Origin of the sequence: Lactobacillus sp. W8093 (genome assembly GCF_016100925.1) — a bacterium.
In the GTDB taxonomy this organism is placed as follows: domain Bacteria; phylum Bacillota; class Bacilli; order Lactobacillales; family Lactobacillaceae; genus Lactobacillus; species Lactobacillus helsingborgensis.
The window spans coordinates 221,263-246,059 of the sequence record NZ_JACFRL010000001.1 but is presented as its reverse complement, the minus strand read 5'-3'; the positions used below and the strand labels follow the sequence as shown (position 1 = coordinate 246,059).

The 24,797-nt window shown below is 37.0% G+C and carries 24 protein-coding genes, 2 tRNA genes and 1 riboswitch; of the genes, 13 read left to right on the top strand and 13 right to left on the bottom strand.

The window, feature by feature from the left end; all coding sequences use genetic code 11:
* Window positions 1–18 precede the first annotated feature (18 nt).
* The 5 genes from H3T47_RS01170 to H3T47_RS01150 all read right to left on the bottom strand — a co-directional run bounded on the left by H3T47_RS01170 (window position 19) and on the right by H3T47_RS01150 (window position 3,995).
* On the bottom strand, window positions 19–828 hold the full coding sequence (locus H3T47_RS01170) for a DUF4097 family beta strand repeat-containing protein (protein ID WP_199282261.1): 810 nt from the start codon (window positions 826–828) through the stop codon (window positions 19–21).
* A 2-nt stretch (window positions 829–830) separates the two neighbouring features.
* The gene (locus tag H3T47_RS01165; protein ID WP_199282260.1) at window positions 831–1,475 is read right to left on the bottom strand and encodes a DUF1700 domain-containing protein; all 645 of its coding nucleotides are present in this window, start codon (window positions 1,473–1,475) and stop codon (window positions 831–833) included.
* Entirely contained in the window at window positions 1,459–1,782 is a 324-nt protein-coding gene (locus H3T47_RS01160) for a PadR family transcriptional regulator (protein ID WP_038520749.1), read from the bottom strand. The genes H3T47_RS01165 and H3T47_RS01160 overlap by 17 nt, the downstream gene beginning before the upstream one ends.
* A 156-nt stretch (window positions 1,783–1,938) precedes the next feature.
* Window positions 1,939–3,024: a DUF4097 family beta strand repeat-containing protein gene (locus H3T47_RS01155; RefSeq protein WP_199282259.1), complete on the bottom strand. Its 1,086-nt coding sequence runs from the start codon at window positions 3,022–3,024 to the stop codon at window positions 1,939–1,941.
* A gap of 95 nt (window positions 3,025–3,119) precedes the next feature.
* Entirely contained in the window at window positions 3,120–3,995 is an 876-nt protein-coding gene (locus tag H3T47_RS01150; protein WP_199282258.1) for an alpha/beta hydrolase, read from the bottom strand.
* 203 nt (window positions 3,996–4,198) lie between these two features.
* On the opposite strand from H3T47_RS01150, the gene H3T47_RS01145 reads away from it, so the two are divergent.
* The gene (locus tag H3T47_RS01145; protein ID WP_187159280.1) at window positions 4,199–4,708 is read left to right on the top strand and encodes a zeta toxin family protein; all 510 of its coding nucleotides are present in this window, start codon (window positions 4,199–4,201) and stop codon (window positions 4,706–4,708) included.
* 73 nt (window positions 4,709–4,781) lie between these two features.
* On the opposite strand, the gene H3T47_RS01140 is transcribed toward H3T47_RS01145, so the two are convergent.
* Together H3T47_RS01140 and H3T47_RS01135 are read right to left on the bottom strand one after the other, a co-directional pair.
* Window positions 4,782–4,857: transfer RNA gene (locus tag H3T47_RS01140), tRNA-Lys, on the bottom strand.
* A 268-nt stretch (window positions 4,858–5,125) separates the two neighbouring features.
* Window positions 5,126–5,198: transfer RNA gene (locus H3T47_RS01135), tRNA-Lys, on the bottom strand.
* A gap of 140 nt (window positions 5,199–5,338) precedes the next feature.
* On the opposite strand from H3T47_RS01135, the gene yycF reads away from it, so the two are divergent.
* The 7 genes from yycF (at window position 5,339) to rlmH (ending at window position 13,181) form a co-directional block, all read left to right on the top strand.
* A complete protein-coding gene (yycF, locus tag H3T47_RS01130; RefSeq protein WP_038520760.1) occupies window positions 5,339–6,055 on the top strand; it encodes a response regulator YycF in 717 nt (238 codons plus the stop codon).
* Window positions 6,056–6,116: 61 nt separating this feature from the next.
* Window positions 6,117–7,970 (top strand): cell wall metabolism sensor histidine kinase WalK, encoded by a 1,854-nt coding sequence (walK, locus tag H3T47_RS01125; protein WP_038520763.1) that lies wholly within the window; start codon window positions 6,117–6,119, stop codon window positions 7,968–7,970.
* Window positions 7,951–9,294, top strand: a complete 1,344-nt coding sequence (locus tag H3T47_RS01120) for a hypothetical protein (RefSeq protein WP_199282287.1) — start codon at window positions 7,951–7,953, stop codon at window positions 9,292–9,294. The genes walK and H3T47_RS01120 overlap by 20 nt, the downstream gene beginning before the upstream one ends.
* Before the next feature lies 1 nt (window position 9,295).
* Window positions 9,296–10,123: a two-component system regulatory protein YycI gene (locus H3T47_RS01115; protein ID WP_199282257.1), complete on the top strand. Its 828-nt coding sequence runs from the start codon at window positions 9,296–9,298 to the stop codon at window positions 10,121–10,123.
* A gap of 14 nt (window positions 10,124–10,137) precedes the next feature.
* Window positions 10,138–10,935 carry an MBL fold metallo-hydrolase gene (locus H3T47_RS01110; protein ID WP_199282256.1) on the top strand — a complete coding sequence of 266 codons (798 nt, stop codon included), beginning with the start codon at window positions 10,138–10,140 and terminating at the stop codon, window positions 10,933–10,935.
* 65 nt (window positions 10,936–11,000) lie between these two features.
* Window positions 11,001–12,209, top strand: a complete 1,209-nt coding sequence (locus tag H3T47_RS01105) for a S1C family serine protease (RefSeq protein ID WP_109917892.1) — start codon at window positions 11,001–11,003, stop codon at window positions 12,207–12,209.
* Between the two features lie 492 nt (window positions 12,210–12,701).
* A complete protein-coding gene (gene rlmH / locus H3T47_RS01100) occupies window positions 12,702–13,181 on the top strand; it encodes a 23S rRNA (pseudouridine(1915)-N(3))-methyltransferase RlmH (RefSeq protein ID WP_046326576.1) in 480 nt (159 codons plus the stop codon).
* Between the two features lie 143 nt (window positions 13,182–13,324).
* Here rlmH and H3T47_RS01095 read toward each other — a convergent pair whose 3' ends face one another.
* Both H3T47_RS01095 and H3T47_RS01090 read right to left on the bottom strand, forming a co-directional pair.
* Window positions 13,325–13,978: an energy-coupling factor transporter transmembrane protein EcfT gene (locus H3T47_RS01095; RefSeq protein WP_199282255.1), complete on the bottom strand. Its 654-nt coding sequence runs from the start codon at window positions 13,976–13,978 to the stop codon at window positions 13,325–13,327.
* Between the two features lie 11 nt (window positions 13,979–13,989).
* Window positions 13,990–15,426, bottom strand: coding sequence for an ATP-binding cassette domain-containing protein (locus tag H3T47_RS01090; RefSeq protein ID WP_199282254.1), 1,437 nt, complete (start codon window positions 15,424–15,426; stop codon window positions 13,990–13,992).
* Window positions 15,388–15,478, bottom strand: a riboswitch (TPP riboswitch). It overlaps the preceding gene by 39 nt.
* Before the next feature lie 154 nt (window positions 15,479–15,632).
* Here H3T47_RS01090 and H3T47_RS01085 point away from each other — a divergent pair.
* On the top strand, window positions 15,633–16,577 hold the full coding sequence (locus H3T47_RS01085) for an AraC family transcriptional regulator (RefSeq protein ID WP_199282253.1): 945 nt from the start codon (window positions 15,633–15,635) through the stop codon (window positions 16,575–16,577).
* A 33-nt stretch (window positions 16,578–16,610) separates the two neighbouring features.
* On the opposite strand, the gene htpX is transcribed toward H3T47_RS01085, so the two are convergent.
* The 3 genes from htpX to H3T47_RS01070 all read right to left on the bottom strand — a co-directional run bounded on the left by htpX (window position 16,611) and on the right by H3T47_RS01070 (window position 19,299).
* Window positions 16,611–17,507, bottom strand: a complete 897-nt coding sequence (htpX, locus tag H3T47_RS01080; RefSeq protein ID WP_199282252.1) for a zinc metalloprotease HtpX — start codon at window positions 17,505–17,507, stop codon at window positions 16,611–16,613.
* A gap of 16 nt (window positions 17,508–17,523) precedes the next feature.
* On the bottom strand, window positions 17,524–18,084 hold the full coding sequence (locus tag H3T47_RS01075) for a LemA family protein (RefSeq protein ID WP_038520788.1): 561 nt from the start codon (window positions 18,082–18,084) through the stop codon (window positions 17,524–17,526).
* A 114-nt stretch (window positions 18,085–18,198) separates the two neighbouring features.
* Entirely contained in the window at window positions 18,199–19,299 is a 1,101-nt protein-coding gene (locus tag H3T47_RS01070; RefSeq protein ID WP_038520791.1) for an SLC13 family permease, read from the bottom strand.
* A 189-nt stretch (window positions 19,300–19,488) separates the two neighbouring features.
* Here H3T47_RS01070 and H3T47_RS01065 point away from each other — a divergent pair, with 189 nt between their 5' ends.
* From H3T47_RS01065 to H3T47_RS01050, 4 genes are all read left to right on the top strand, one after another.
* Window positions 19,489–19,848: an iron-sulfur cluster biosynthesis family protein gene (locus tag H3T47_RS01065; RefSeq protein WP_046326584.1), complete on the top strand. Its 360-nt coding sequence runs from the start codon at window positions 19,489–19,491 to the stop codon at window positions 19,846–19,848.
* 174 nt (window positions 19,849–20,022) lie between these two features.
* Window positions 20,023–20,163 (top strand): hypothetical protein, encoded by a 141-nt coding sequence (locus H3T47_RS01060; RefSeq protein WP_109917899.1) that lies wholly within the window; start codon window positions 20,023–20,025, stop codon window positions 20,161–20,163.
* Window positions 20,164–20,282: 119 nt separating this feature from the next.
* Window positions 20,283–21,200, top strand: a complete 918-nt coding sequence (locus tag H3T47_RS01055) for an HNH endonuclease (protein WP_199282251.1) — start codon at window positions 20,283–20,285, stop codon at window positions 21,198–21,200.
* A 47-nt stretch (window positions 21,201–21,247) separates the two neighbouring features.
* The gene (locus tag H3T47_RS01050; RefSeq protein ID WP_199282250.1) at window positions 21,248–23,188 is read left to right on the top strand and encodes a BspA family leucine-rich repeat surface protein; all 1,941 of its coding nucleotides are present in this window, start codon (window positions 21,248–21,250) and stop codon (window positions 23,186–23,188) included.
* Between the two features lie 69 nt (window positions 23,189–23,257).
* Here the strand turns inward: H3T47_RS01050 and H3T47_RS01045 are convergent, their stop codons facing one another.
* Window positions 23,258–24,781, bottom strand: coding sequence for an SLAP domain-containing protein (locus H3T47_RS01045; RefSeq protein WP_199282249.1), 1,524 nt, complete (start codon window positions 24,779–24,781; stop codon window positions 23,258–23,260).
* Between the last annotated feature and the right edge of the window lie 16 nt (window positions 24,782–24,797).

Here is a 24,797-nt window from a genome sequence, read left to right as displayed (position 1 = left end):
GTAAAATTTACTTCCCTACTAATTAATTAAAATATCGCCATCCATACTGGTAACTTTTAGTACGGGTTTATTTTTAACTTTTTTTGCAAAATGGTTGGAATGGTAAGAACCTTTAAACATGATTTTATCATCAGAATGGTTTGTCAATACATAGTTGATTTTAGGGGCGTTTGACATTGAAAAGTCGCCGTCATTCAATATAACTGAGCTGTTATTTAGTATTTGAGAGTCGCTAATTTTAACATCGCCATCATTTAGTTTTAGTGAACTACGTGAAAAAGTCGACTGATTTACTTTGAGGTCACCGTCATTTGAATTTAGGTCAAGGTTTTTTGCAGTAAGTTTATTAAGCAAAACGTCGCCATCTTCTATTGTCAAATTGATGCGGGGAACATTTAAACTGTTGATATAAAAATCGCCTTCTGCACAAAAACCAATTATCTTTTTCACTGCGTTTTTAGCAGGAATATAAATGTCGACTGCATAATAACCATCGTTATAATGATGTTCTGGCTGATCCGAAATAGTGAGCTGATTGTTAGCGACATTGGTTTTTATTTTTTTGATGTCTGCTCCGTGGCCACCTCTAACCACCACTTTAAACTTGTTAATATCCTTAAGTGAAATTCTGATATCGGGTCTGTAACAAGCTAACTTAATACTGTCGAACTTTTTTACGTAAAAAGTCTTGCTTGCATTATAATGAGCGTGTTTTCCATTATAATCATGTGATGGGTTATCATTTAATCTAAATACGACTAGAAGAATGAGACCAATAAGCAGTATCAGGCCAAAGATTAGTCCACAGATTTTATAAAACTTTTTCATTTTTATTTATCCTCATTGGTATTTTTTTCAGAACTCGTCTGAAAGTAATTTTTCTTAAGCAGGTTTTTACCTAAGTTTCTAATAATTTGGGTACACTTGGCAATTAAAATTTTGCCTAGTTTAACAATAAACGGGAGTAACAGCAGGATGACACCGATACAAATTAACGATTTACCTAAGTAGATGCAGCCTGTTGGCCAGTTACTGGTGAATAGAAGGGCTAGTGACCTAAGAAAGTTTAGGCCGCCACCGACGAAGAATTTAAACAAAAAGGCTACTAAGGCGAAAAATAAGCCAAAGAAAACCGCCAGTAAAAAGAAGATCACGAATAAAATTGCCAAAATGAGTGGGATGCCGATTGGTGCAGCACAAATTCCCAACAGAATATACCAGCTTGCTTTTAAGTTTGACTTAGGAGTCTCAGGTTTGGCGGGAATAGAATCTTCTTTGGTTGAATAATCGGCCATAATGTTAATTGCCAGCTGCTTAGGAGTTCCTAGTTCAGTATCAATCGTTGAGCGTCTAACAAAATCACCATCTAACAAAAATTCACGGTAAAACTCAACGACATCTTCACGATCTTTTTCAGGTAAATCGACTAAGTTTTGTTCAAGTTCGGAAATATAATCATTAATTACTTTGGTCATTTTGCCCTCCTAATACTTGATTAACTCTTGCACTAAAATCTAGCCATTCATCTTGTATGGTTTTTAATAAAGTTATGCCATCATCGGTAATGTGATAATAACGCCGGTTGCGACCTTGGTATGGTTCATCATAAGTTGTTAAACAGTTATTTTTCTTTAGTCTGCGTAACACTGGATAAATAGTTGACTCGGAGATGTCGAAAATCTTTTGGACATTTTGCGTCAAAGCGTAGCCATACAGATCATCTTGTTTTAGAAAAGCTAAAACTGCACCATCTAGCAAACGAGTTGGTATTTGAATTGCCATGCTTTGCCTCCCTTAATATTATATGATATATAATATTTTAATTTAGGTTTTACACATTAGCAAGTACTAAAAGGAAATTTTTATTAACTGTCCCGAAAAAAGAAGAAGCTCATAAGAGCTTCTTCTTGCTGTATTGCTTTAAAAATTTGAACTGCTTTATTTGATGAATATATCTCCATCTCTGACAGACGCTTTTAGTAAATCACCTTGCTTGGTTTGGCTGGTAAACTTGTTGCCAATACTGGAATTATGATAGATAATATCCCCGTCTTTAACGTCTAATTGTACACCTGTATCATGAGTGATTTGGTGTAAATTCAAATCGCCGTCTGCCATTCTAATATTATTTTGGTGTTCGAGTTGAGTCTGGGTTATATTAATATCACCATCGGTTGCTTCAAGGTTGGAGTTTATATGACACTGTTTAATCTCTAAATCTCCATCACGTGTTTGCACAATTGCCTGTTTGATAATGCTGCGTTTAAAACTGCTATCGCCATCATGGATTCTGCTTGATAATTGGGCAATTTCTGACTGTGTAATAAAGTTGTCGGAGTTTTTTCCAGAAAAAATCACTTCACCAGTAACATGAACGTTATTTAAATACAGGTCCCCTATACGCAGATTAAATGTAATGTTATCAAGCTGCAGGTTTTGCACCATTATGTCACCATTACGGCTGTGACCACTAATTTTAGCTAATGAGTCTTTTTGCGGAACTGTGATTTCTACCCGACTGGCACTTGTGAGCCTGTTAAACATTACCACATGGTTCTTTTCTTTAGCAATACCTTCCTTAATCAAAAGTGTTTGCTTCATTAAACTGACTTCTATTGGTCTGCTGCTATAATCCGCTACCAATACCTGAAATTTATTCCCTAAATGGATAATGATGTCTGTGCTATGCACTGCCAGCTGGATTTGATCAAAACCTGCAAATGAAAGTACACGTTCTCTGCGAGGATATTTTTTAACCCGTAACCCGTTAAAATAATTGTCACTGGCGTGGGGATTGTTTGCAGAAGACATAACAGCAGTTAAGAACTTAACGTAATCTTGTTTAATTTCGTTAGCCAAGCTGTTGGGCGTTCCCAGTTCTTTAATGATTTCTTCTTTTGTTTGAAAATCACCGTCCAGCAGAAAAGTCCGGTAAAAGTCAAGCGCATATCGCTGCTCAGAGTCAGATAGCGTTGACAAGTTTGAAGCTAATTTTGCAATAAAATTTTCAATTACTGGTGTCATTTTTTATTGTCCTATTACTAAAATAATTATCGCTTTTCTTTTATTATACGCTATAATTTATGAAAAAAATATTAAAAATGATTATAGTTTAAAGATTAGTTTGACCATAAAAACTGGCCAATATAGCGGTCCACTTTTGGATTTTCATGCAGTTGACTATGTTGGCCCTTTGCACCCTTAATTTCAATTTCGCGGTAATTAACTTTTCCCCTTAATAAATAGCGTAAGGACTGAGCAGAGACACAGCTGACATCATCATCAGAATTAGTGCCGTCTTCTTTATTGCCGTAGATATTCAACACAGCAGCTTTGTTGGGAAAATTATGACGCACTTTTAAAAGAGAGCGGTAAGACTGGGTCATGTATTTTGGCCTGCCATTATGTAAAAGATAATTATGATTAGGTTGATCGTCTATGCCGATAATACCATTAAACGGCGCGCCCAAATTAACCTGCTTTTTTAATTGGGGCAAACCTTGTTTTTGACCATATTTCAGTTGATAAGAAAGAGTCATTAAATTGCCCATTGAATGAGCTACCGTATTATAGTGCTTAATATGGTATTTGTGCTGCAAAGACAAGATGAGATTATGAAACCATTCTCTAGTTACAAGGTAATTACTATTTTTGTTGTCCGTTAAAATTACCTGAATAAGTGGTCGCTTAGTTTGCGGACGCCAGTATCCTTGCAAATTAACTTTGCCGGCAGCAGAAATTCTGGCTGTTAAAACTTTATGAGCACCATTATGTTTTTCTGCATAGGCAATCATGCTTGCAGTCGAATGTGCTCCTGCACCATAGCCATGTAAGTAAATCGTGGGCGTAGTTTCAGCACGCCTTGTTTTTTGCAAGTCGTATTTAGTTTGCGGTATAGCCGGTTGAGAAGTAGCTTGCCTGCGCAGCCCAATTCCAACAATTGCTACCAGCGCTATACAGAAAATACTAATAAATAATAGTCGTTTTTTCTTCATTTTTTTGCCTATTTTACGAATTTTTACCGTCAACTAATTATAATAAAGAGCAATTAGGGGATAAGCAACTAATAGCCTTAATAATGTCTTAAGCATTTCATTTTAATATGGAAGTTTGTTATGAAAATTAATAGTATAAAAAGAGTGCAACCTAAGAACAATTAAAAATGTTCGCAGTCACTTTTACTACTAGGAGAAAATTAATGCAACCAATCTTTATCTTAATTAGAGGCAACTCAGGTAGTGGCAAGAGTACTTTAGCTACCAGCTTGCAAGAATATTTTGGCTATCAGCAGTGTCTGCTTTTACACGAAGATATATTACGACTAGATATTTTACATGCTAAGGAAAATATTTCGGGACCAACAGCTAGTCTAATAGAACTAATGACTATTTTAGGAGGAGAATATTACCCGATCACCATTTTGGAGGGAATATTACCTAAAAGTATTTATGAACCAACTTTAACTAAATTGATACATAGATTTGGGTCTGGTGCCTATGTTTATTACTTGGATGTTCCTTTTGCGCAAACTTTGGTTAATAATAGTCAAAAGCAAAATCCGTTCCCCACAGAAGTTTTACAAAAATGGTGGCTTGAAGATGATACATTGGGAATCAATGAGCGTAAATTAACAAATGGCACGGTAAGCGAATTGACAAAGCAAATTTTGTCAGATATTCAAATTGGGACAAACAAAAAAGACGACTAATTAGTCGTCTCTTTTTTATTTGTCAAAAAGGTAATAAAAAAAGCACCGACTACTTGCAGTGCTATTTTTATTATGGTGGGTGGCCAGGGGCTCGAACCCTGGACCCACGGATTAAGAGTCCGTTGCTCTGCCAACTGAGCTAGCCACCCGTCATTATTTCTGTTGACCGTTAATTATGATAACAATTAATTTATTTTTTGACAAGCCTTTTGTGTAAAAAACTTATTTTAAAAAGTGTTACGGCCTTTTATGCTTAATAAAATCCATAAAAGCTTAAAGATTGACGTGTGATAGATGTATGTTATCATTGTTCAGCCGTAATAATTAGTCTAAAACAGAATACGTCATTTCTGTAGCCAGCATCTTTTTGACAAACAAAAAGGAAGCAACCAAGTGATTGCTTCCTTTAATAATTAATGGGTGGCCAGGGGTTCGAACCCTGGACCCACGGATTAAGAGTCCGTTGCTCTGCCAGCTGAGCTAGCCACCCATAAGCGTTGTATTAAATAACCAACGAAAACTATTATGCTATTATTTTAAAGGAATTGCAAGTTTTTTTATTAAATTTTGATGACTTTTTTGGCTAATAAACTAAAAACCAGTATAATGATAACAAAAGGGGGCTTTTCGATGTCAAAGAAAATTCTCGTTGTTGATGATGAAAAACCGATTTCTGATATTATTAAATTTAATTTGACCAAAGAGGGTTTTGACGTCGACACTGCTTATGATGGTGAAGAAGCCATCAAGAAGGTTGACGAATACAATCCTGACTTAATGATTTTAGACTTGATGCTGCCTAAAAAAGATGGCTTGGATGTAGCACGTGAAGTAAGACAAACACACGATATGCCCATAATTATGGTTACGGCTAAAGATACTGAAATTGATAAAGTTTTAGGTTTGGAAATGGGCGCAGATGATTATGTGACCAAGCCTTTTTCTAACCGTGAATTAGTGGCACGGGTAAAGGCTAATTTGCGTCGGCGCAATATTGTTAAAAAAGATGAGAGTGCTAACGAGGACGCTTCATCCAAGAATATTACCATTGGCAATCTGGTAATTATGCCAGATGCTTATATTGTTGAAAAAGAAGGTAAAAAGATTGAACTTACTCACCGTGAGTTCGAATTACTTTATTATTTAGCCCAGCACATGGATCAGGTGATGACTAGAGAACACCTTTTACAGACGGTTTGGGGTTATGACTACTTCGGTGATGTTAGGACAGTTGATGTGACAGTTCACCGTTTACGTGAAAAAATTGAAGATAACCCAATTCAACCGCAGATTTTAGTGACTCGTCGCGGTGTTGGCTATTATGTAAAACAGCCTAATGAAGACTAATAAAGAAAGCCCGCAATGTTTAATAATGCGTGGCTTTCTTTTTATTTAATTTTGCGAAACTATGAAAAAAATCAAAAACAAGTTTAAACACTTAACCATTTCTATTAACACTACTTTAGCCATTGTATTTATGGCGACGATTATTGCTACAATTGAAGTAATCGGCGCTTATTTTACGCGCCAATTGGAACAAAACAGTATTGAAAACTTTCAATCTTCAATTCAGGTTTTGCCCATTGTGTCGAACCAGCTTTCAAATCAATTGCTAAAAGATAATAAACATACTGATAGCAATTTAAACAGAATAGTAAATGATTACAGCAACGGCGTGGGCACGATTAGCGAAATCATCGTTGTAGATAATAAGGATATTATTCGTGCAGTTTCAAATTTAAATGATAAAAACCGCATTGGTCAGCGCGTTAACAATACTATGGTTAAACAGGTCACTTCAACTGGCAGACAGGCAACTAAAGTTGTTAATGACCGCGGAGACTATATGATTCAAGTCACACCTCTTAGTGCCGGCAACGGTTCTGCTAATACCGTTGGTGCCATCTATGTGCGCGCGTCAATGCAAGGGGTTTTTAACGATTTGCGTAACATTTCGTTGATGTTTTTGGTTACTTCGTTGATTGCGGCGGTAATGGGAGCGATTTTGTCCTTAGTTGTTTCCCATGCTATTACTAAGCCGATTGAAGAAATGCAAAGTCAGGCACTTAATATCGCCGATGGTGATTATTCAAGTCAGGTAAAGATTTATTCAAACGATGAGTTGGGCCAACTAGGACAAGCCTTTAATACCCTATCAGTTAGAATTGAACGTTCTCAAGAAGAATCTGAAAGTGAACAACGCAGATTGGACAGCGTTTTATCGCATATGAGTGACGGCGTCTTGGCTACTGACAGGCACGGCAACGTTAATGTTGTTAATCAAATGGCGCTTAACTTCTTAAACACTACCGACGATGAAATTATTAACAAGCCAATCGCTAGTGTATTAGGGTTAGAAGAATCGTCGCAAGACTTAATTGGCAGTCAAAAAGGGATAGTTATTACTATCAATAAGGGCACGCGCGATGAAGTGATTTTACATGCCAGCTTTTCTCTGATTAAGCGGGTTACCGGCTTTGTGTCCGGTAGCGTTTGCGTATTGCATGATATTACTGAGCAGCAAAAAAATGAAAATTCACAAAAGCAATTCGTTTCTAATGTTTCCCATGAATTGCGTACCCCACTGACAAGTTTGCATGCGTATATTGAAACTTTAAATGAAGGTGCTTGGAAAGATCCTAAGATTGCCCCTAAGTTTTTGCAGGTGACGCAAGAAGAAACAGAGCGCATGATTAGAATGATTAGTGAACTGCTTAGTCTGTCACGAATGGATAGAGGAGTTTCAAAAGTTGATTTGGAATGGGTTAACTTTAATGATTTTGTCGCTCATATCTTGGATCGCTTTGATATGATTGTAAAAACCGATAAGGCAGAAAATAAAAAATATACGATTGAGCGGCACATTGGCAAACAGGCATTATGGGTAGAAATCGACACGGACAAGTTTGCCCAGGTAATTGATAACATAATGAATAATGCGATTAAATACTCACCTGATGGGGGTAAAATTACGGTTAAATTACATTCTGAACAAAACCGAATTGTGCTTAGCATAGCTGATCAGGGGTTAGGTATTCCGCGTGAAGACCTTAATAAAATTTTTGATCGCTTTTACCGCGTTGATAAGGCCCGTTCTCGGGCTCAAGGCGGTACCGGATTGGGTCTTGCAATTGCCAAAGAAATTGTGGAAGAACATCATGGTCATATTTGGGCTAACAGTAGTGAGGGCAAGGGATCAACTTTCTATATTTCACTGCCGTATGAGCCAATGAGTGAAGGGGATGATTGGGATGAAGTCTAAATTTAAACTGGGTGACGCTTTGCTTTTAATAGGAACGTTAGCTGTTTTTATTCTTTCAATCGTTCTCTGGATTTTCATCATGACTAATGATCAGTATTTTAACCACATTAGCCAACCAAACAGAGTGACTGAGCAAGCCAAAAACCGGCGGGGACGCATTGCTTCTAATCTTTATATTCCTACCAACTCTTATGGCTTTAGAGATGGTCAACTCTACCGTCTATATGATTCTAAGAAAAATCTGCCGCTAGAATTTATTAAAGAAATGAAGGGCGTTAAGTTTCGCAGTATTAGAAAAAGCAGTACGGGCAAAAAGGAATATGAAGAAATGCTGCATGATGAAGACTGTGTTCAGCTCAGTTTTCCTAAAGAGGTCAGCGTCAATCTGTTCACTAAGAAGAAAGTTAGAGAAAACGATGAAAGATTTAGACGCATTTTTGTCACCAGCAGCAATGATTACCTTTATTTAGGCAACGATAAGACCAATACCATCTACCGCGTTAACTTGATTAAAGCCGACTTTACCAAATTACGTGACTATGCCGGCAGGGCTCGAGGCAAAATTCCGGTTGAATTTGTCCGGCTTAAAAATTGTTATGAAGTCTTTTTTACTAAGCAAGACCATTGGCGCATCTACAGCTACCTGACAAATACGCAAACTGATTCTTATTTTGTTTCCCGACTGTTAGGTACTACCAGTGTGACTACCAGCTCTAATAAAAAAGGCTGGACCACGTATTCTCTCAACTACTATACAAATTTACGCGTTCCTAAAGCTAAGAGTGATAGGCATGATTTTCATTATACCCGCTTTGAAAAGCAGAAGGATTTGTCACTTAATGAACGTTTGTTAGAAAGTGTTGATTTTGTTCATAAACTGGGTTTAAGTGAGCAGGATCTGCGGTATTTTGATACGATTAATGACTCCATGAGTTATGTGAACTATATCGAAGGAATACCTGTTTTCTGGGATGAAAGCAGTCCCCAAGTCACTACTACCTTTACCGGCGACGCAGTTAAAGTTGACTTTAACAATACCGATTTGCAAATCCCCATACCTTTTGACGGGCAGACCAAGACTTTGCCTACTAGTGCAGCAGTGATGCAGAAACTCTTGAATGCTGGTATGAAAGAAACAGAGATCCAGCGCATTATTGTCGCGTTTCGGGTGGAAAAGGATAACTCTCATGATCATCTGGTTAACCTCATCCCCGGCTATTACATAAAAGCTTATGACCAGTGGAAAAGTTTAGCTGCTTGGGAAAAAGAAGATTTTTCCAGCTTAAATAAATATAATGAAACGTTGTCGAAAGAAGGGAAATAAGATGGACCGAAAAAGAATAGAATGGTTATTTTTCATTATCTTTCTCTTAATTGATATTTATTTAGGCATTGAGATATGGCGCTCACCTATTAATTTAAGCAGTACCCCGGGAACAACGGCAACCAGTATTCGAGCTGAAATGCGTGCTGATGGCATTGATGTTCCTTTACACATCTCGCGCAAACAACAGTCTGGTTACTATTTAGCTGTTAAAAACCGCGATTATCTTTCTCGCAAAAGTAGCAGTTTAACCCAAGTAACGACGCATTATTCCAAAAGCGATAATTCGTTAACCGGAACGCCCAAGTCTATGATTTTGCTTAATGGCAACCGTAAAAAAATCTTGCAGCAGTTGGAAGAATTTAAGAATGAACCTGCCAACGTTCCTTATGGTAAAGAATTTAAGTTTGAGCCTAGCATGTCGGGAGATAATACATATTGTTATGTGCAAAATACTGATTATGGGCGTATCTATGACAGTGACGCCCAATTAACAATTAATGTGCGCAATAGTCAGATTATTAATTACACTATTTCATATATGGGACCAATAAAAGCGGTGCGTGAACCGCAATTGATTATTAGTGCTTGGCACGCTGTTAAGGCAATGTATACTGATAGAGAAATTGTTAACAATTCCAGAGTTATGCAAGTTAGTTTGGGGTATTCCAAGTTAACCGATGTTCGCGGCAGTACGATCTTGCTGCCAACTTGGCTAATTCAAGTTGAGAATAAAACCACTAAAAATATTACCGTTAAAAGAGTTAATGCATTTACAGCACAAATTTTGCAAGGTAGCTCTTATAATGTTAATGTACAGAAAAATTAGAAAGGGAAAACACAGTGCAGGTTTCTGTTTTAGCTAGTGGTTCGACTGGCAATACCAGTTTAATTGAAACCGACCAGCATAAAATTTTAATGGACGCTGGTTTATCCGGTAAAAAAATAAAGTCTTTGTTAGCAGAAGTTGGTGTTGATATTAATGATATTGATATGGTCTTTTTAAGCCATGATCATTCAGATCATAGCAAAGGACTAGGTGTTTTAATGCGGCGCTATCCCCAAATTGCTGCATTTGCCAACAGCGGCACATGGGAATATTTAACCGAAACTCAAAAAATTGGGCAAATACCAGTTGAACAAATCAACATAATTGAACCGGGACAGACTAAAACGTTTGGCGATTTAGACGTTACGGCTTTTGCTACAAGTCATGATGCCGCCGAACCGCAATATTATGTTTTTACTAGTGGCGGCAAGCGTATGGCTTTTTTGACAGATACAGGTTATGTTTCAGGTAAAGTAAAAGGCGTCATTAGCGATGCCGATGCTTATTTAATGGAATTTAATTATGATGACATGATGCTGCGTAACGGCCCGTATTCATGGGGGTTAAAGCAGCGAATACTGTCGGATGTAGGACATTTGTCAAACGAGGACGCGGGTCAAGCGTTGCTAGATGTAGTAACAAGTAGGACAAAGCATATTTTTTTAGCACATAGAAGTCAGCATAATAATACGGCTAAATTAGCTTATGATGCTGCTAAAAAGATCATGGTTAACGGCGATGCTAACTTACCCAGTGATGTTAAAATTGTTCTGACTGATCCGGTTCAACCAACTAATTTAGTACAAATTTAAGAAAACTTTTTATCTTTTTTCAAGATTTGTTAGTATAGTAAACAAAGATGTGTAAAGGAGACTGAATGATGTATAATCAAAACTCTGGTCATCAGCAGCATGGCATTGTTAAGACCGTTATTATTGGCTTAGTAGCGGGACTAATTGGTGGTGGCGCCTCGTATGTGGCTCTCGATCAAATAAATAATGCAAATATGAACAACAATGCGCAAACCAGTATTAGTTCAAGCAGCGCGAAGACTTCCAAAAATAGTGCCAAAACCAGTGGCACAATGACACCTGCTTATAATGACGTCAAAGGTGCAGTAGTATCCGTAATTAATATGAAAAGACAGTCAAACAGCAATAACTCTTTGTTTGATATTTTCGGCGATGACGACAATGACAATAAGAGTAAAGGAAAGCTGCAGACTTATAGTGAAGGTTCTGGAGTAATTTACCAGAAAGCTGGCAATAAAGGGTATATCGTCACTAATAATCACGTTGTTTCAGGTAGCGATAAAATACAAGTGATGCTTTCTAATGGTAAAACTGTCAACGCCCGCATTATTGGTACGGATGCAACAACAGACCTGGCAGTTCTTTCAATAGACAGCAGCTATGTTACTCAGACAGCTGAATTTGGCGATTCTAAGAGCTTACAAGCCGGTCAAACCGTAATTGCGGTTGGTTCCCCTCTTGGTAGTGAATATGCCTCTACGGTTACCCAGGGGATTATTTCAGCTCCTGCACGTACCATTACAACTTCATCTGCTAACCAGCAAACTGTTATTCAAACTGATGCAGCTATTAACCCGGGTAATTCGGGTGGTGCATTAGTCAATTCTGCCGGACAAGTTATTGGGATTAATTCAATGAAACTTTCTCAATCAAGTGATGGTACATCAGTTGAGGGTATGGGCTTTGCGATTCCTTCAAATGAGGTAGTCACAATTGTTAACCAGCTGGTTAAGAAGGGTAAAATCGTTCGTCCACAGCTGGGAGTTAAGGTCATAGCTTTGCAGGGTATTCCGTCCAGCTACAGAAAACACCTTAATATCAAGTCTAACCTCAAGAATGGTATTTATGTTGATTCGGTTACCAAGCACAGCGCAGCTGCAACAGCAGGAATTAAAGCGGGTGACGTGATAATTAAAGTTGACAACAAGGCTGTCTCTGATGTTGCTTCGTTACACAGCATTTTGTATAATCACAAAGTCGGAGATAAAGTGACTTTAACCGTTAACAGAAACGGCAAAGAAATTAATTTACAAGTAAAATTACAATCGGATTAGCTGAATTAATATTCTAAAAATAAGCTAAAAAAAGGCTATACTATGCGATTTAAAACATCAGTATAGCCTTTTTGTTAATAATATTAATGGGAAACAAAATAAGGTTCGTATTTTAAGTCTGTCAAGTAAAAAACTGGTCGTCAACCTTTGTTGACAACTGTGGAAAACTTTGTGGATTGTGCATAAAAGGCGGAAATTAACTTAGGATAAATTGTGGAAAAGCTGTGAATTGTGTGTAAATAATAGTGAAAAGTAATTAGCACAAACAGTTGTTCAAGGCTCAACAGCAGTATTTGAGGTCTAAAAGTTTGTGAAAAATAACTATGAAAAATCTGTTTGTGGGTAAATTGTTCTCAAGTAAAGTAAAAAAGTTTGCTAACCACAATTTATTTGCTTACTAAAGGTAAAGACCACAAAATATAGATTTTGCTTATACACAGCTGTGGAAAAACCAGGTGGAAACTTTGGGAATTGGGGGATAAAATAGCAATTATGAATATTAAGATTGTTTGTGTGGGTAAGTTAAAAGAAAAATATTTTAGGGCTGCGATTGCTGAGTATCAAAAAAGACTGAGCAGGTTTGCCAAAGTCCAGATAATAGAAGTGCCAGATGAAAAAGCTCCTGAAAAATTTAGTGCGGCAGAACAGGAAAATGTTAAAGAAATAGAAGGACAGAGAATTCTCAGTAAAATTAAAGCTAAAGAATATGTTTTTGTGACGGCAATTAAAGGCAAAGAAAGAAGCAGTGAAGAACTTGCTGGAGAAATAAAAGATTTGGGCACTTACGGTCATTCAGATCTTACTTTTGTAATTGGTGGCAGCCTAGGTACCAGTGCTGCCGTTAATAAGCGGGCGGATGATTTATTGAGTTTCGGTAGATTGACTATGCCCCACCAGTTAATGCGGGTTGTGCTAATTGAACAAATTTATCGCAGCTTTATGATTAATAGTGGGAGTCCGTATCACAAGTAATAGGCAGTTAAAAGTGCTGGAGTGACAAAATTGCCTCAATAGCCGGTTTATGACCCGTGACAGCGAATTAATTGCGTATAAAGCAGTGTTGCTATTATAGAGCATTTATAGCAAAGAAAAAGTGGACATAAACGTCCACTTTTTTATTTTAATGTGAATAAAGCCAAGTTTACTAAAAGAAGGATAATGATAGCTGTTAACCAGTCACTTTTTTTAATAGGAATGGAAACAATGACGGAGCGTTTAGCATTTTCCTGATAGCCATGAGATGCCATTCCTTGTGCCAGATTTTCGGCTGAATTAAGAGCCACTAAGATCGCTTTAAAATAGAGAACGGGTGACCAAAAGCTCAGGTAAACGCCGCGCATCATGCCGGCAGTCCGAATTTGTTTAACGGCTGTTTTCATTCGCGGCACAATATTGAGAGCAGCTAAAACGCCATAAGCAAACTTACTCGGTAAATGAAAGTTTTGTTCAAAAGAGCGAGCTAAGTCCGTGGCAGTGGTTCCAATTGAGACACAGTAAATCGTCAGCGTATAGACATAAACACGGCTGGCTAAACTCAGTGCATTTTGCAAGTTAGGTTGCGGTGCAAACCAATATAAAGTGGCAAAAACCGTAAATGCGGCAATTAGGGGCATTAAGAGTGTTAGCAGCAAATTCTTTAATTTAATATGTTTGTAAATTAGATAAATTAATGCAAAACCGATGATTAACAAATTGGTGCATAAACTGGACTTAAGAGATATTTCTAATGAAATAATTAGTGCCAGAAAAAATTTGAAACTAGGATTCATTTTTGATAGCCTCACTTATTTGTATAGCTTAAATGCTGGTCTTGAAAAACAAGATGATAGTCGCACCAATCAGCCAAATTAGTTAATTCGTGACTAATGATTAATAACGTTTGGTTGCGGGCCTTTTGGCTTTTTCTCAATAATGTCATTACTTTACCTGCAGAAACCGTATCTAGTCCGCTAAGGGGCTCGTCAATCAGCAATACGTCTTGATCAGAGATCAGCATTAACAAAATTTGCAGTTTCTTCTGTTGGCCACCGGATAATGAGTAAACAACATGATCAAGCAAAGAATCAAGTTCAAGATAAGATAGTGTTTCATTTATTTTCTCATCCGTAAAGAAAGAATTAGTTCGGTGCTTTTTGCTCAGATTAATTTCATCCGCCACTGAAACGTTGATGAACTGATCACTTGCACTTTGAAAAATTTGCCCGACTTTAAGCAGGTACTTGCGGGTCGCTAATTTGTTAATTTCCTGATTGTGGTAAGTGATACTGCCAGAATACGGCAACATTTTAGTTAATGCGTTAAATAGCGAAGTTTTGCCCACACCGTTTGCTCCTGTTATCAGGGTAGTTTTACCAGCAACAATGTTTAAATGTTCTTGCTTGAGAAGCAAACGATTTTGATAAATTCGGGTATTTTGCAGCGTAAAACAATTTTGCTCGTTTTGTTCTGGCAGAGCAAAAGAATAAGAGGCAGCCATCATACTTTTCTGTAACAGCTGTTCTTTTTCATCTGGTGCAAGTTGCACTATTTTTTTACCCTGAAATTGAAACAGGTTATCACAAATGCCTTCATAACCAGATAATACGTGGTCACTCACAATGATTGTTTTGCCCTGATCGCGCAAATGGGCTAGTTTAGCAATCAAAAACTTGCGGGCTGCAGGATCGCAACTGGCAAACGGCTCATCGAGTAAAAAAAGGTCAACATTCATTGCAATTAAAACGGCTAAAGCTACCCGCTGCTGTTCGCCGCCAGACATGGTATTAATTTTTTGATCAAGCAAATAATCAATTTGGGCAAACTGAACGGCTTCATTTAGACGCTTCTCATACTGCTCTTTGGTTAGGCATAAGTTTTCAAGTGCAAAAATGATTTCCTCACGTGGCGTTGCCATCGTGAACTGCTCACCGGCACTTTGAAACATCATTGCTGATTTTAATCCGGCTAAAGTCACAGTGCCGCTTAAGTGACCGGCAAATTTAGGGTATAAGTCTGCTAAAATTTTTAATAATGTAGACTTGCCGCAGCCGGTAGGGCCAACTAATAATGAAAATTCTCCCGTAGGAATTTTTAAATTAATATCAGTTAATATTTGATTTTCTTTATCGTATGAAAAAGTGAGGTTATTTAATTTAATCAATTTAGTTACCAAAAAAATCGTCAGGAGAATACCTGACGACGTAAAATCTTTCGTTTTCCCTTCGCTGGCATTATCCATAGCAGGTTCAACGGGTATATTCTCAGCCTATACGGCACCCCGATATTATTTTCATTATACCTAAAAGAATTTTTATTGTCTAGACTGATTAGTCTTGCTTTTAACGGCCTGTAATAATTGTGAAATAACAAAAATTTATTAGCAATCTGCCAATTTGCTATATAATAAATTTATGAAAATAAAAAATAAAACAAGAAGGTGACGTAATGGCGGCAGTTAAGTTAGAACAATATTTGGCTAGTGTCTTGGACTCAAAAAAGTCGGACACAAATGAGATAAGAATAAAGCCGGGAAATGAAGATTTTAATTTATTCAGTGCTTTTTTGGAAAATCGTAATACTGGGATACATCGTTATCAAACTACAGGCTTAACCATTCTTTATTTGGCAAAAGGAGCAGTCAAAACCAGGATTAACGCTCAGGAACTTACTTTGGGTGCTGGTAATATTATTTTTTTACAGAAGAAATGCAACTACGAGATTTTAAAACCAAGCCATAAAGATATTTTAGTTAAACTTGAATTTGACCCTAATTTAACTATGCAAGATTTTCTAGGTGATTACTCAAAACTGAATCGTGAAGAAAAGGGTCTACTTAAAAAAATTACTACAGCTTTTGATCAGAAACGCTTATTAAGTATGAGCGGCACGCCAATGTCTAAATCCGCTCATCTAGTTAAAAAAGTAATTGATGAATATCTCAATCAAAATCTTTTTGCACGCAACATAATTATGGCAGAACTTAATTTGCTCTTATTTTTAGCAATTAGAAGCCAAGACTTAGCTGCTGAAACTAGGTTGATTACTAATCATCAGTTTGCTCAAACCGAGTTAGAGCAGTATATTGATGCTCATTTCACTGATGTCAGCCTTAATGATGCAGCCAAGTATTTTGGCTTTAACCCCAATTATTTTTCAAGTTTGGTTAAACAAAAAACGGGCAAAAGTTTTATGGAACATGTTGATGAAAGACGTATGCAGGAAGCGCGAAGTTTGCTGGCACGCCCGGATATCTCTGTTAAGGAAATAATTACCCGTGTAGGTTATAGCGGCAAATCATTCTTTTATAAAAAATTTAGTGAATATTACCATGAAACGCCCGTGCAGATGCGTGCAGAACTATTTCGACAAGCAAATATCAACTTAAAATAAAAGCAGCCTTACTAGAAAAGGCTGCTTTATTTATTACATTTTTTCCAAGCGTTTAATTCTATCCGCTGTCGGCGGATGACTGTCAAATAAATGCGTAAAACTGCGTCTTTTGCGTAATGGATCCTCAATATACATTCCCGCACTGCTCGGATCGGCTTTTTTCATTGGTGCAGAACCGTCAATTTTCTCTAGCGCCGAAATTAATCCTTGAGGATTGCGCGTTAATTCAACTGACGAAGCGTCAGCCAAGTATTCCCGATTACGCGATAATGCCATTTGCGCTAAGCTGGCACAGATCGGACCCAGAATTAACACAAACAAAATAGCTATAACTTTGAAAATCACAACAATAGAACCGCCGTTGTTGTCGTCTCTATCTCTATCATCGTCAATCCACCAGATGTAGCGGCTGGCAATTCCCGATAAATATGAAATGACGCCAACCAAGACTGCAGCAATAGTAGAAACCAGAATGTCATAATTTCTAATATGAGAAATTTCATGACCTAAGACGCCCTCAAGTTCTTCGCGGTTCATCATGTCAAGCAAGCCTTGTGTCACTGCTACAGCAGAATGGTTAGGATCACGTCCTGTCGCAAAGGCATTGGGACTAGGATCGGCAATAATAAATACACGCGGCATCGGCACCTGTCCCACAAGTGCCATGTCCTCTACAACGTGCCAAAGTTCTGGATTATCCTGCTCATGGACTTCTTGGGCATGATTAAGACTCATTACCATGTTGGCTGGGTTAGGCAAGACAATTAGCATATAAATGATACTAAAAATGACGGCAATAACTAACCCTAGGACGGGTCGATCACTAAAAAGATAGCCTAAGCCTGCCCCTACAAGTGCCAAAATAATAACAAACAGACCCATAATACCAACGGTCTTACGCTTATTGCTGGCAATTTGTTGAAATAACATAAAAATAACCTAGTATTTAAAATTTAACTTTAGGTACTTCTTTTTCCGACTCGTTAGTTTGTAAGTAATCAACTTTCTTAAAGCCGTGAATATGAGCAACTATGTTGGATGGGAAAGTTAAAAGTTTTTGATCATATAAGGCAGCTGATGAATTGTACAGTTGTCTGGAATAAGCAATCTTGTTTTCAGTGTTAGTTAATTCTTCTTGCAATTTCAAAAAGTTTTGATTTGCTTTAAGATCAGGATAATTTTCTGATAAAGCAAAAATTGACTTAAGGGCATCGGAAATTTGGTTAGAAACCTTCAGAGTTTGAGCATGGTCATCGCTAGGAATATTTGTTAACTGGTTACGCAAATGAACAACGTTTTCTAAAGTTTCTTTTTCGTGTTTAGCGTAACCTTTAGTAGTTTCGACCAAGTTAGGGATTAGATCATTACGCCGCTTCAATTGTACGTCGATCTGGCTCCAAGACTCATCGGTGTAAACCTTGGCTTTTTGTAAACCGTTGTATACTGCAATGTAAACTATAACTAATAAAATAGCAATTATTACAATTATCCAAGTTAAACTGATCATAATTTTCCTCCTTAATTTATATCAATCAATTATAACTGATTATGAAGCTTTTGAATATAAAAAAGAAGCTTATGCTATCTCTCATTAGCAAAGCTTTACTGATATTATTTATTATTAAATTAATAAAAGACCCCAGCCGGCAACAGTTAGAACCAGCAGACCAATAAACTGCATTACGGACCATTTCTTGAAGAATTCTCCTCTTGAAACTGTGGCGTTTTGGGTAAATGTTTTTAATACCAGCATGTTAGCCATTGAACCGATTGGAGAGCCAAAGCCGCCGATATTGGAGCCGAGAAATAATGCCTCCGCGTATGGCGTAAACTTACCAACTAAAATAGTTGCAGGAACATTGCTGATAATTTGACTGGAGATAATCGAGGTAAAGTAGGTCGAGCTTTCCGAATTGATCATTGTGTGAATGATACTGACAATCATCGGAATCTGTTGAATATCACTAATAAAAATAAAAAAGCAGGTAAAAGTTAATAGCAGAGCAAAGTCTACTTTAAGTAAAATTCTGGGATTGATTAATAAAGCCAGTATAATTGCCACAATCATCGGAATGGCAACGTTAATTACCTTAAAGACCCCTAAGAAAAATAGGGCAAAAACCGCAGTCGTAATGATTGTCGGTCTTAAACTAATATTAATTTGTTTAATGTCTTGCCGCGGAATTTCTTTACGAGGAATGAAGTGAAAAATAATAAACGTGATGATCAGCGCCATTAATAGATATGGCAATGACCATGAGAAAAACTGCAGGGCGTTAACAGAATATTTGCTGACCAAAAAAATATTGTGAGGATTACCCCACGGTGTAAAAGCAGCACCAATATTTGCCCCCATACCAATTAGGGTAACGGGCAAGATTTGAGGCAAATTACATCTTTTGGCGATATTCAAATACAAGGGAATTAATGTAAGCGCTGTTATGTCATTGCCGAGAAACATCCCAGCAATAATTGCTAAGAGTGTAAACAAAATGTTTAGTTTCTGCATATTGTCGGCAATACTGGTCAATTTATACGCCAACACGTCTAACACGTGCAGGTAGGCGTATATTTGAATAATGATTAGCATCGCGGCAACTGAAAATATTGTATGAAGGTTGATATCTTCAAGCCGCGGTCTAGCAAAAAAAAGACTGATAATCGTTATTACAAAAGTAATCTGCAGGATTTTATCACTAAAAACCTTTTTCAAGACGGTCATAAAATGTCCCCTTTCACAAGTTACAATCATCTATAATCGCTATATACATTTTGACCTTTTTTCCTCGTATTCGCAATAATAAATTTTCATATTGAAAATGCTCTTTTACTATAAACATATTTTTTGACACTATAACTTAATATATCCTATACTTGAGAAAATTGCTAAGGTTTAGGAGGAAATATTAAAATGAGTGATTCCGAATCAGTAAAAATGAATGTTAAATCAAGTGCTGCTGATAAGATTAGAAAAAGTGTGAAAGATGGACAAGTTGTTTTACTTTCATTAAATGACGGTTCTAACAAATATTCTAACATTGCTGGCAGCTGTGCTGCCGGTACTCGTTTTCAATTTGTAGTTTTGGATAAGCAAGATCCGGAATTTTCAATTAAAGTTGAAAATAATGCCGGCTTGGATTTATACACTAGTCCTGCAGAAATGCAATATTTAGGCAACAACTTGGTTGTTGATGAAAAAAATGCAGCTATTAGTTTAGCTGATGACAGTGGTGTAATTGATGCAGCTATGACTGTCAGTGCAAATAATTAGTGTAATAAACTAATAATATCTAATTAAAAATCACCTAATTTTTTAGCGGTCTCATTGAGGCCGCTTTTTTGCTCAAACCAAAAAGTCACACTCAAAAAGCGCATCTTGCTTCATTCTAGCTTAAGTGGTAAACTATATAAGATTTTCGAAAATCTTGAAAGGAAGTATAGTACTATGCGTAAAGGTGAGAATTACAACACTGGTTGTGAGCCAAACCAAAGACCTAAGAACAAGAGAAACGGCAAAAAGCGTGTTGCGCACGTAGCAGCAGTTGTTGCTTTCTTGAACAAGGCCAAAGCAGACGAAAATAAATAGTCTGTTTTTAATTAAGACTAAAGGGTGGATGAAGCTTTCGTCCACCTTTTTTTATTACTCTAAATTGAGTAAAATTAAATTGAAGTAATTACTTTTTGCTTTAAGGAGAATACTTAAAAGTGAAGTTTCAATGCAGTGCGTGCGGTTTGCGCATAAATGCCAAACATTATAAACAAACAGGCTTGCTTAACCCTAAATTAACCAGTATTTGCGATCTGTGTATCCAAAGAGGAGAAGCGCCGGAGAATTTTGCCAATATTGCGGTAAAAGTCTTTGCACAATGCCTACTGTTTACTTTTGTAGGAAAAGATGATGATTCAGAAAGCCCCGCGCTTTTAATTGCCAAAAATGACCTACGTAAGCGCTATGAGGCTTTTATTCAGGATTATGACGGCAATGAATTAGCTCAGCAGCAACTATCAGCACATGATTTTAACCAGGCAGTAATTGACAGCGAGACGGGTCAAACTGATTTTGTGCCCAGCAGCGAATTTACTTTTGCCGAAAATCTGAGTAAATTAGGATTAACTGTCGACTTTAAACTAAATGAAGTGGATTACATTGACCGTGAGCGTATTCGTGCTAAATACCATTATCGCTGCCAATATTGCGGCAGACGTGGACGTAGCGTCGATCACAAAGACCCGGTTTCACTCTCACATAATAATGATTTTGATAATCTGATTTTATCCTGCACGGAATGCAATCGCATCAAGTCCAACATGCCGTATAAATTGTTTGTCAGTTTAAATAATGAAATTCCTGAAGTTAACCAAAAACTGGTCAAATATGAAGACGCTCTTGCTACTTTGAAGGGTGAATTTGAGGAAAGACGACGGGAATTAGCCGCTAAAATGCACCTAAAAGGCGTTGTTAATGATCCTGAACTTGACCAGATCCGTAAGCAAAACAAAAAATTGCAGGATGCAATTGATAGCTTGGAGAGCGATTATTCTGACTTGCGTTCTTTACGCGAGCAGCACTTTATGACTGGCTGGAAACTAGCGCAATTAAACAAAAAAGAAGATATTATTTAACTTTTAAAAGGCTTACAATGAAGTTAAGGAAAAAGGGAGGTTAAAAAATGAAGTCAACTAAATTCAAGCAAAATATTTTAGCAAAATTGGGGATCAGTATGGCTGCCGCAGTCTTGGGCATGATGAGTGGCGCTAATCTAGTCCAGAATGTTTTGGCAGCTTCTGCTGCACCTGCTGCTAACGATCAAACTGCAAAAACAACACCGACTGCAACCAGCACTGTCAATAATCAGCTAGGCTTTTGGACTGGCACAGATGGCAGTTGCACTTGGAAATATGACGTTCTTACCGATACTCTGACTATTAGCGGTACTAAGGGAGCACAACTGTCAAGTACGCCTTTTACTAAAGAATTCAAATGGGCTGGGAATATCGAACATATTGTTTTTGAAGCTCCGATTCAAATGGCACCGGACTCAAAAGAAAAATTTGCTCAATTAAGTTCACTGCAAGATATCAAAGGTATAGACAAAGTTGATACCAGCAACGTAACTAATATGTCGAAGTTGTTTTCTGACGATTCGAACTTAACCAGTCTTGATGTCAGCCATTTTGATACTAGCCGGGTAACCGATATGAGTCAAATGTTTTTGGGTCTAAAAACGACCGAACTAGATGTCAGTCACTTTGATACCAAAAATGTAGTAAACATGAACGGCATGTTTGAATCCACAAAAGCCAAGCAGTTAGATATTAAGAATTTTAATACATCCAACGTAACCGATATGGGAAATATGTTTACCTATACAGTTGTTACTCAACTGGACTTAGACCACTTTGATACCAGTAATGTAACTAATATGGCTAACATGTTTGCGGAAGCTAAGGTCACACAACTTAATCTTAAAAACTTTAATACGCAAAATGTAACAAATATGAGTGGGATGTTCGCAAATGACAGCCTAACTGATTTAGACTTAAGTAATTTTGACACCCACAATGTTACTAAAATGAATGGTATGTTTGAAAAGCTTAAAAAAGTAACCAGTCTTGATTTAAGCAATTTTAATACCCAAAATGTGACCACAATGGCCTATATGTTTGCGGACGCGCCTGATTTAGTAAAGGTAAATACCACTGGCTGGGATACCCGCAACTTAACAGATACTCAGTATATGTTTAAAAATATGAATAGCCTAACTGATTTCGATTTGGATAATTTGAACACCAGTAAAGTCAAAGATATGACTGGGATGTTTACCGGTTTTAATCATCTTGATCAACTGGACTTAAATAAATTAGACACACGCAATGTCATTTCCATGGTTGGTATGTTCGAAAATGTCTCTAATGTTAAGAAAATTGATGTCAGTCATTTTGATGTTCGCAAAGTTACGCGCACTTTCAATATGTTTAGAAAGTGTACGGCTTTATCTGAAGTAAATTTAAAGGGTTGGAACCCAAAGAGTTTAACGGATATGGGCAACATGTTTAGGAATGATAAAAATTTAGTTAATGTCGATTTAGGCAAGCTGAACACCAAAAATGTTTCCAGTATGATTGATTTATTCAGAAATGATACCAAGTTGGAAACTGTAGACCTGCATGACTGGAACACGAGTAAAGTATATGCGACGGCTAGAATGTTCATGGATTGTCCTAATCTAACTTATGTCAACTTACACGGGTGGAAAATGCCCAAGTTAGAAGATTCAACGCAAATGTTTTATCACGATAAAAACCTGATCGGTGTGGATCTTAGTCATTTTAATATTCATAATAGTCAAATATTACTGGAAGCTGGTAATCCTAAAGGGTTTGCTGTGAAACTGGGCCATTACCGTTTGCGTAAGAGTTCAGGTGTAGGTCAAGGATTTAAGCATATTCAGGCTGTAGGCAAAGGAACAATTAGAAATCCAAAAGGCAAAAAATATACTGCAAAGCAATTATTCAAGCTGTATAATCATTCTGCCAAAAAGAGCCCTAAAGAAACTTATGTCATGTATAATGGTAAAAAACCACAGCTGCCAAAATCATTTCATTTTTAATCTTTAGTAAAATAAAAGGATTAGTTCATTTCAGAACTAAACCTTTTTAATTTGGCTTTCCAGCAAACTTTAACTAAAATCTTCGAAGTACAAAGTATCTATCTGGGTTTTAGTGGTTTCTAATAACCAGTTTGCTTGGTCTACTTGTGCCAAAGTTGCTTTTGCTGATCTTAAAGCAACAGCTGCGTTAACTAAAGCATAGTCGTAACTAAGCAAAAGTCCAACATGGCGGCCACTGCCGTTACCAATTTGCTGCCCAGAATCAAAGGCTTTTTGTAGCTGTGCTTTATCGCTATCAGTTGCTATCTTTTGTTTTTGCTCCGCTTCTGCAGGTTTATTTAAAGGCGAAAGCTTTATACCGTCATAAAATTTTACGTCGCTGGCTTTGACGAAACTGTTAACGGAAATTATTTTTTCAGCGGTAGTTAAAGTGTTCCCAGCATTCTGAGAGTCTGACTTAGGACTGCTTAATTGAGTACCGTCATTATTGAGAAGGTCTTTTTTGTTAAAGCTGCTGCTTAAAAGATGGTAATACAATTCAGCCTTATTTGTTATTGCATTCCAAATATAGAACAAGCCGTCAACATTGAAGATGGACAGCTCCGCAGCATTAAAGCTAACTCCAACAGGGTTGCCTGTGACATCATACAACTTAATGTTTGCAGTCTTCTTTGATTTCACATAACTGCAAACTTGAGCAAGATAATCAGAAGTTGGCAAATAGTTTCTTAAATTGATGTAGCTTTCATATATGTACTCGTCAGGATGATCATGCAGACGAAAAATATAGCCTTCAAAGTCTTCCGCCCAAGGTTCAACAGCCAAATCAACTTTTATTTTCTGCCCCTTTTTTAAAACATGTTTTGTTGTCTTATTTTTGATAGTTTGAGTTGCTGTCTTTTTTAAGACCGTGGCAGTTGTAACCCCATTGTAAGTTAGAGGATAACCATCTAAGCTTGCCACATTATAGGCTTTGACATAGCGATTTTTACCAATAGCATAATAATTTTTCCCTTTAATTTTTGTAAGAGGAAGGTAGAAAAAGTGCTCATCGTTATCTGATTTAAAGTATTTACTATAATAGTATTTCGGCTTTGACTTAACTTGTTTAACTTTGCCCTGATACTTAACAATAGCGCGCTTAGGTAAAGTATAACCACTCCTGTTACCGGTTTTAGTATATACAGCTGATTTCTGTAATAAAACCAATTTGCCCTTTTTGCTGTTCTTACCATTGACTTCTTTAATATCCGCCATACTAATGTAGCAACCATCACCAATATTATAGAATTTTTGTCCATTAATTATTTTGGTGCCGTAATATTGCATAACATCTGCATTAAATCCTGGAATGTACTTATAGCCATTGGCATCATCTTCAGCATAAGGCAGATATTTGTTCTTGTTTTTAATTTTATGACCATATTTATTATAAAGATGGGCATCATAGATTAACGTGATTTTACCCTTTGCGGTCTTTTTACTGCTTTTGGCAGCTGCAACTGTATGTATTTGATTGCAATTTGCTAAAAAAGGTGTGACGACCAATGCCAAAGCCGTGATCGCCAAACAGATTTTTTTGGTAAGTTTCATGATTTACCTCCTTACT

What these genes read in the sequence shown, in the direction of transcription:
- H3T47_RS01165 (WP_199282260.1), bottom strand. Translation starts at nt 1,475, where the DNA reads ATGACCAAAGTAATTAATGATTATATTTCCGAACTTGAACAAAACTTA.
- H3T47_RS01065 (WP_046326584.1), top strand. Translation starts at nt 19,489, where the DNA reads ATGAGTGATTCCGAATCAGTAAAAATGAATGTTAAATCAAGTGCTGCT.
- H3T47_RS01095 (WP_199282255.1), bottom strand. Translation starts at nt 13,978, where the DNA reads ATGAATCCTAGTTTCAAATTTTTTCTGGCACTAATTATTTCATTAGAA.
- H3T47_RS01045 (WP_199282249.1), bottom strand. Translation starts at nt 24,781, where the DNA reads ATGAAACTTACCAAAAAAATCTGTTTGGCGATCACGGCTTTGGCATTG.
- walK (WP_038520763.1), top strand. Translation starts at nt 6,117, where the DNA reads ATGAAAAAAATCAAAAACAAGTTTAAACACTTAACCATTTCTATTAAC.
- H3T47_RS01060 (WP_109917899.1), top strand. Translation starts at nt 20,023, where the DNA reads ATGCGTAAAGGTGAGAATTACAACACTGGTTGTGAGCCAAACCAAAGA.
- H3T47_RS01155 (WP_199282259.1), bottom strand. Translation starts at nt 3,024, where the DNA reads ATGACACCAGTAATTGAAAATTTTATTGCAAAATTAGCTTCAAACTTG.
- H3T47_RS01105 (WP_109917892.1), top strand. Translation starts at nt 11,001, where the DNA reads ATGATGTATAATCAAAACTCTGGTCATCAGCAGCATGGCATTGTTAAG.
- H3T47_RS01170 (WP_199282261.1), bottom strand. Translation starts at nt 828, where the DNA reads ATGAAAAAGTTTTATAAAATCTGTGGACTAATCTTTGGCCTGATACTG.
- H3T47_RS01075 (WP_038520788.1), bottom strand. Translation starts at nt 18,084, where the DNA reads ATGATCAGTTTAACTTGGATAATTGTAATAATTGCTATTTTATTAGTT.
- H3T47_RS01050 (WP_199282250.1), top strand. Translation starts at nt 21,248, where the DNA reads ATGAAGTCAACTAAATTCAAGCAAAATATTTTAGCAAAATTGGGGATC.
- H3T47_RS01115 (WP_199282257.1), top strand. Translation starts at nt 9,296, where the DNA reads ATGGACCGAAAAAGAATAGAATGGTTATTTTTCATTATCTTTCTCTTA.
- H3T47_RS01150 (WP_199282258.1), bottom strand. Translation starts at nt 3,995, where the DNA reads ATGAAGAAAAAACGACTATTATTTATTAGTATTTTCTGTATAGCGCTG.
- H3T47_RS01160 (WP_038520749.1), bottom strand. Translation starts at nt 1,782, where the DNA reads ATGGCAATTCAAATACCAACTCGTTTGCTAGATGGTGCAGTTTTAGCT.
- rlmH (WP_046326576.1), top strand. Translation starts at nt 12,702, where the DNA reads ATGAATATTAAGATTGTTTGTGTGGGTAAGTTAAAAGAAAAATATTTT.
- H3T47_RS01090 (WP_199282254.1), bottom strand. Translation starts at nt 15,426, where the DNA reads ATGGATAATGCCAGCGAAGGGAAAACGAAAGATTTTACGTCGTCAGGT.
- H3T47_RS01120 (WP_199282287.1), top strand. Translation starts at nt 7,951, where the DNA reads ATGATTGGGATGAAGTCTAAATTTAAACTGGGTGACGCTTTGCTTTTA.
- H3T47_RS01085 (WP_199282253.1), top strand. Translation starts at nt 15,633, where the DNA reads ATGGCGGCAGTTAAGTTAGAACAATATTTGGCTAGTGTCTTGGACTCA.
- H3T47_RS01070 (WP_038520791.1), bottom strand. Translation starts at nt 19,299, where the DNA reads ATGACCGTCTTGAAAAAGGTTTTTAGTGATAAAATCCTGCAGATTACT.
- htpX (WP_199282252.1), bottom strand. Translation starts at nt 17,507, where the DNA reads ATGTTATTTCAACAAATTGCCAGCAATAAGCGTAAGACCGTTGGTATT.
- H3T47_RS01145 (WP_187159280.1), top strand. Translation starts at nt 4,199, where the DNA reads ATGCAACCAATCTTTATCTTAATTAGAGGCAACTCAGGTAGTGGCAAG.
- yycF (WP_038520760.1), top strand. Translation starts at nt 5,339, where the DNA reads ATGTCAAAGAAAATTCTCGTTGTTGATGATGAAAAACCGATTTCTGAT.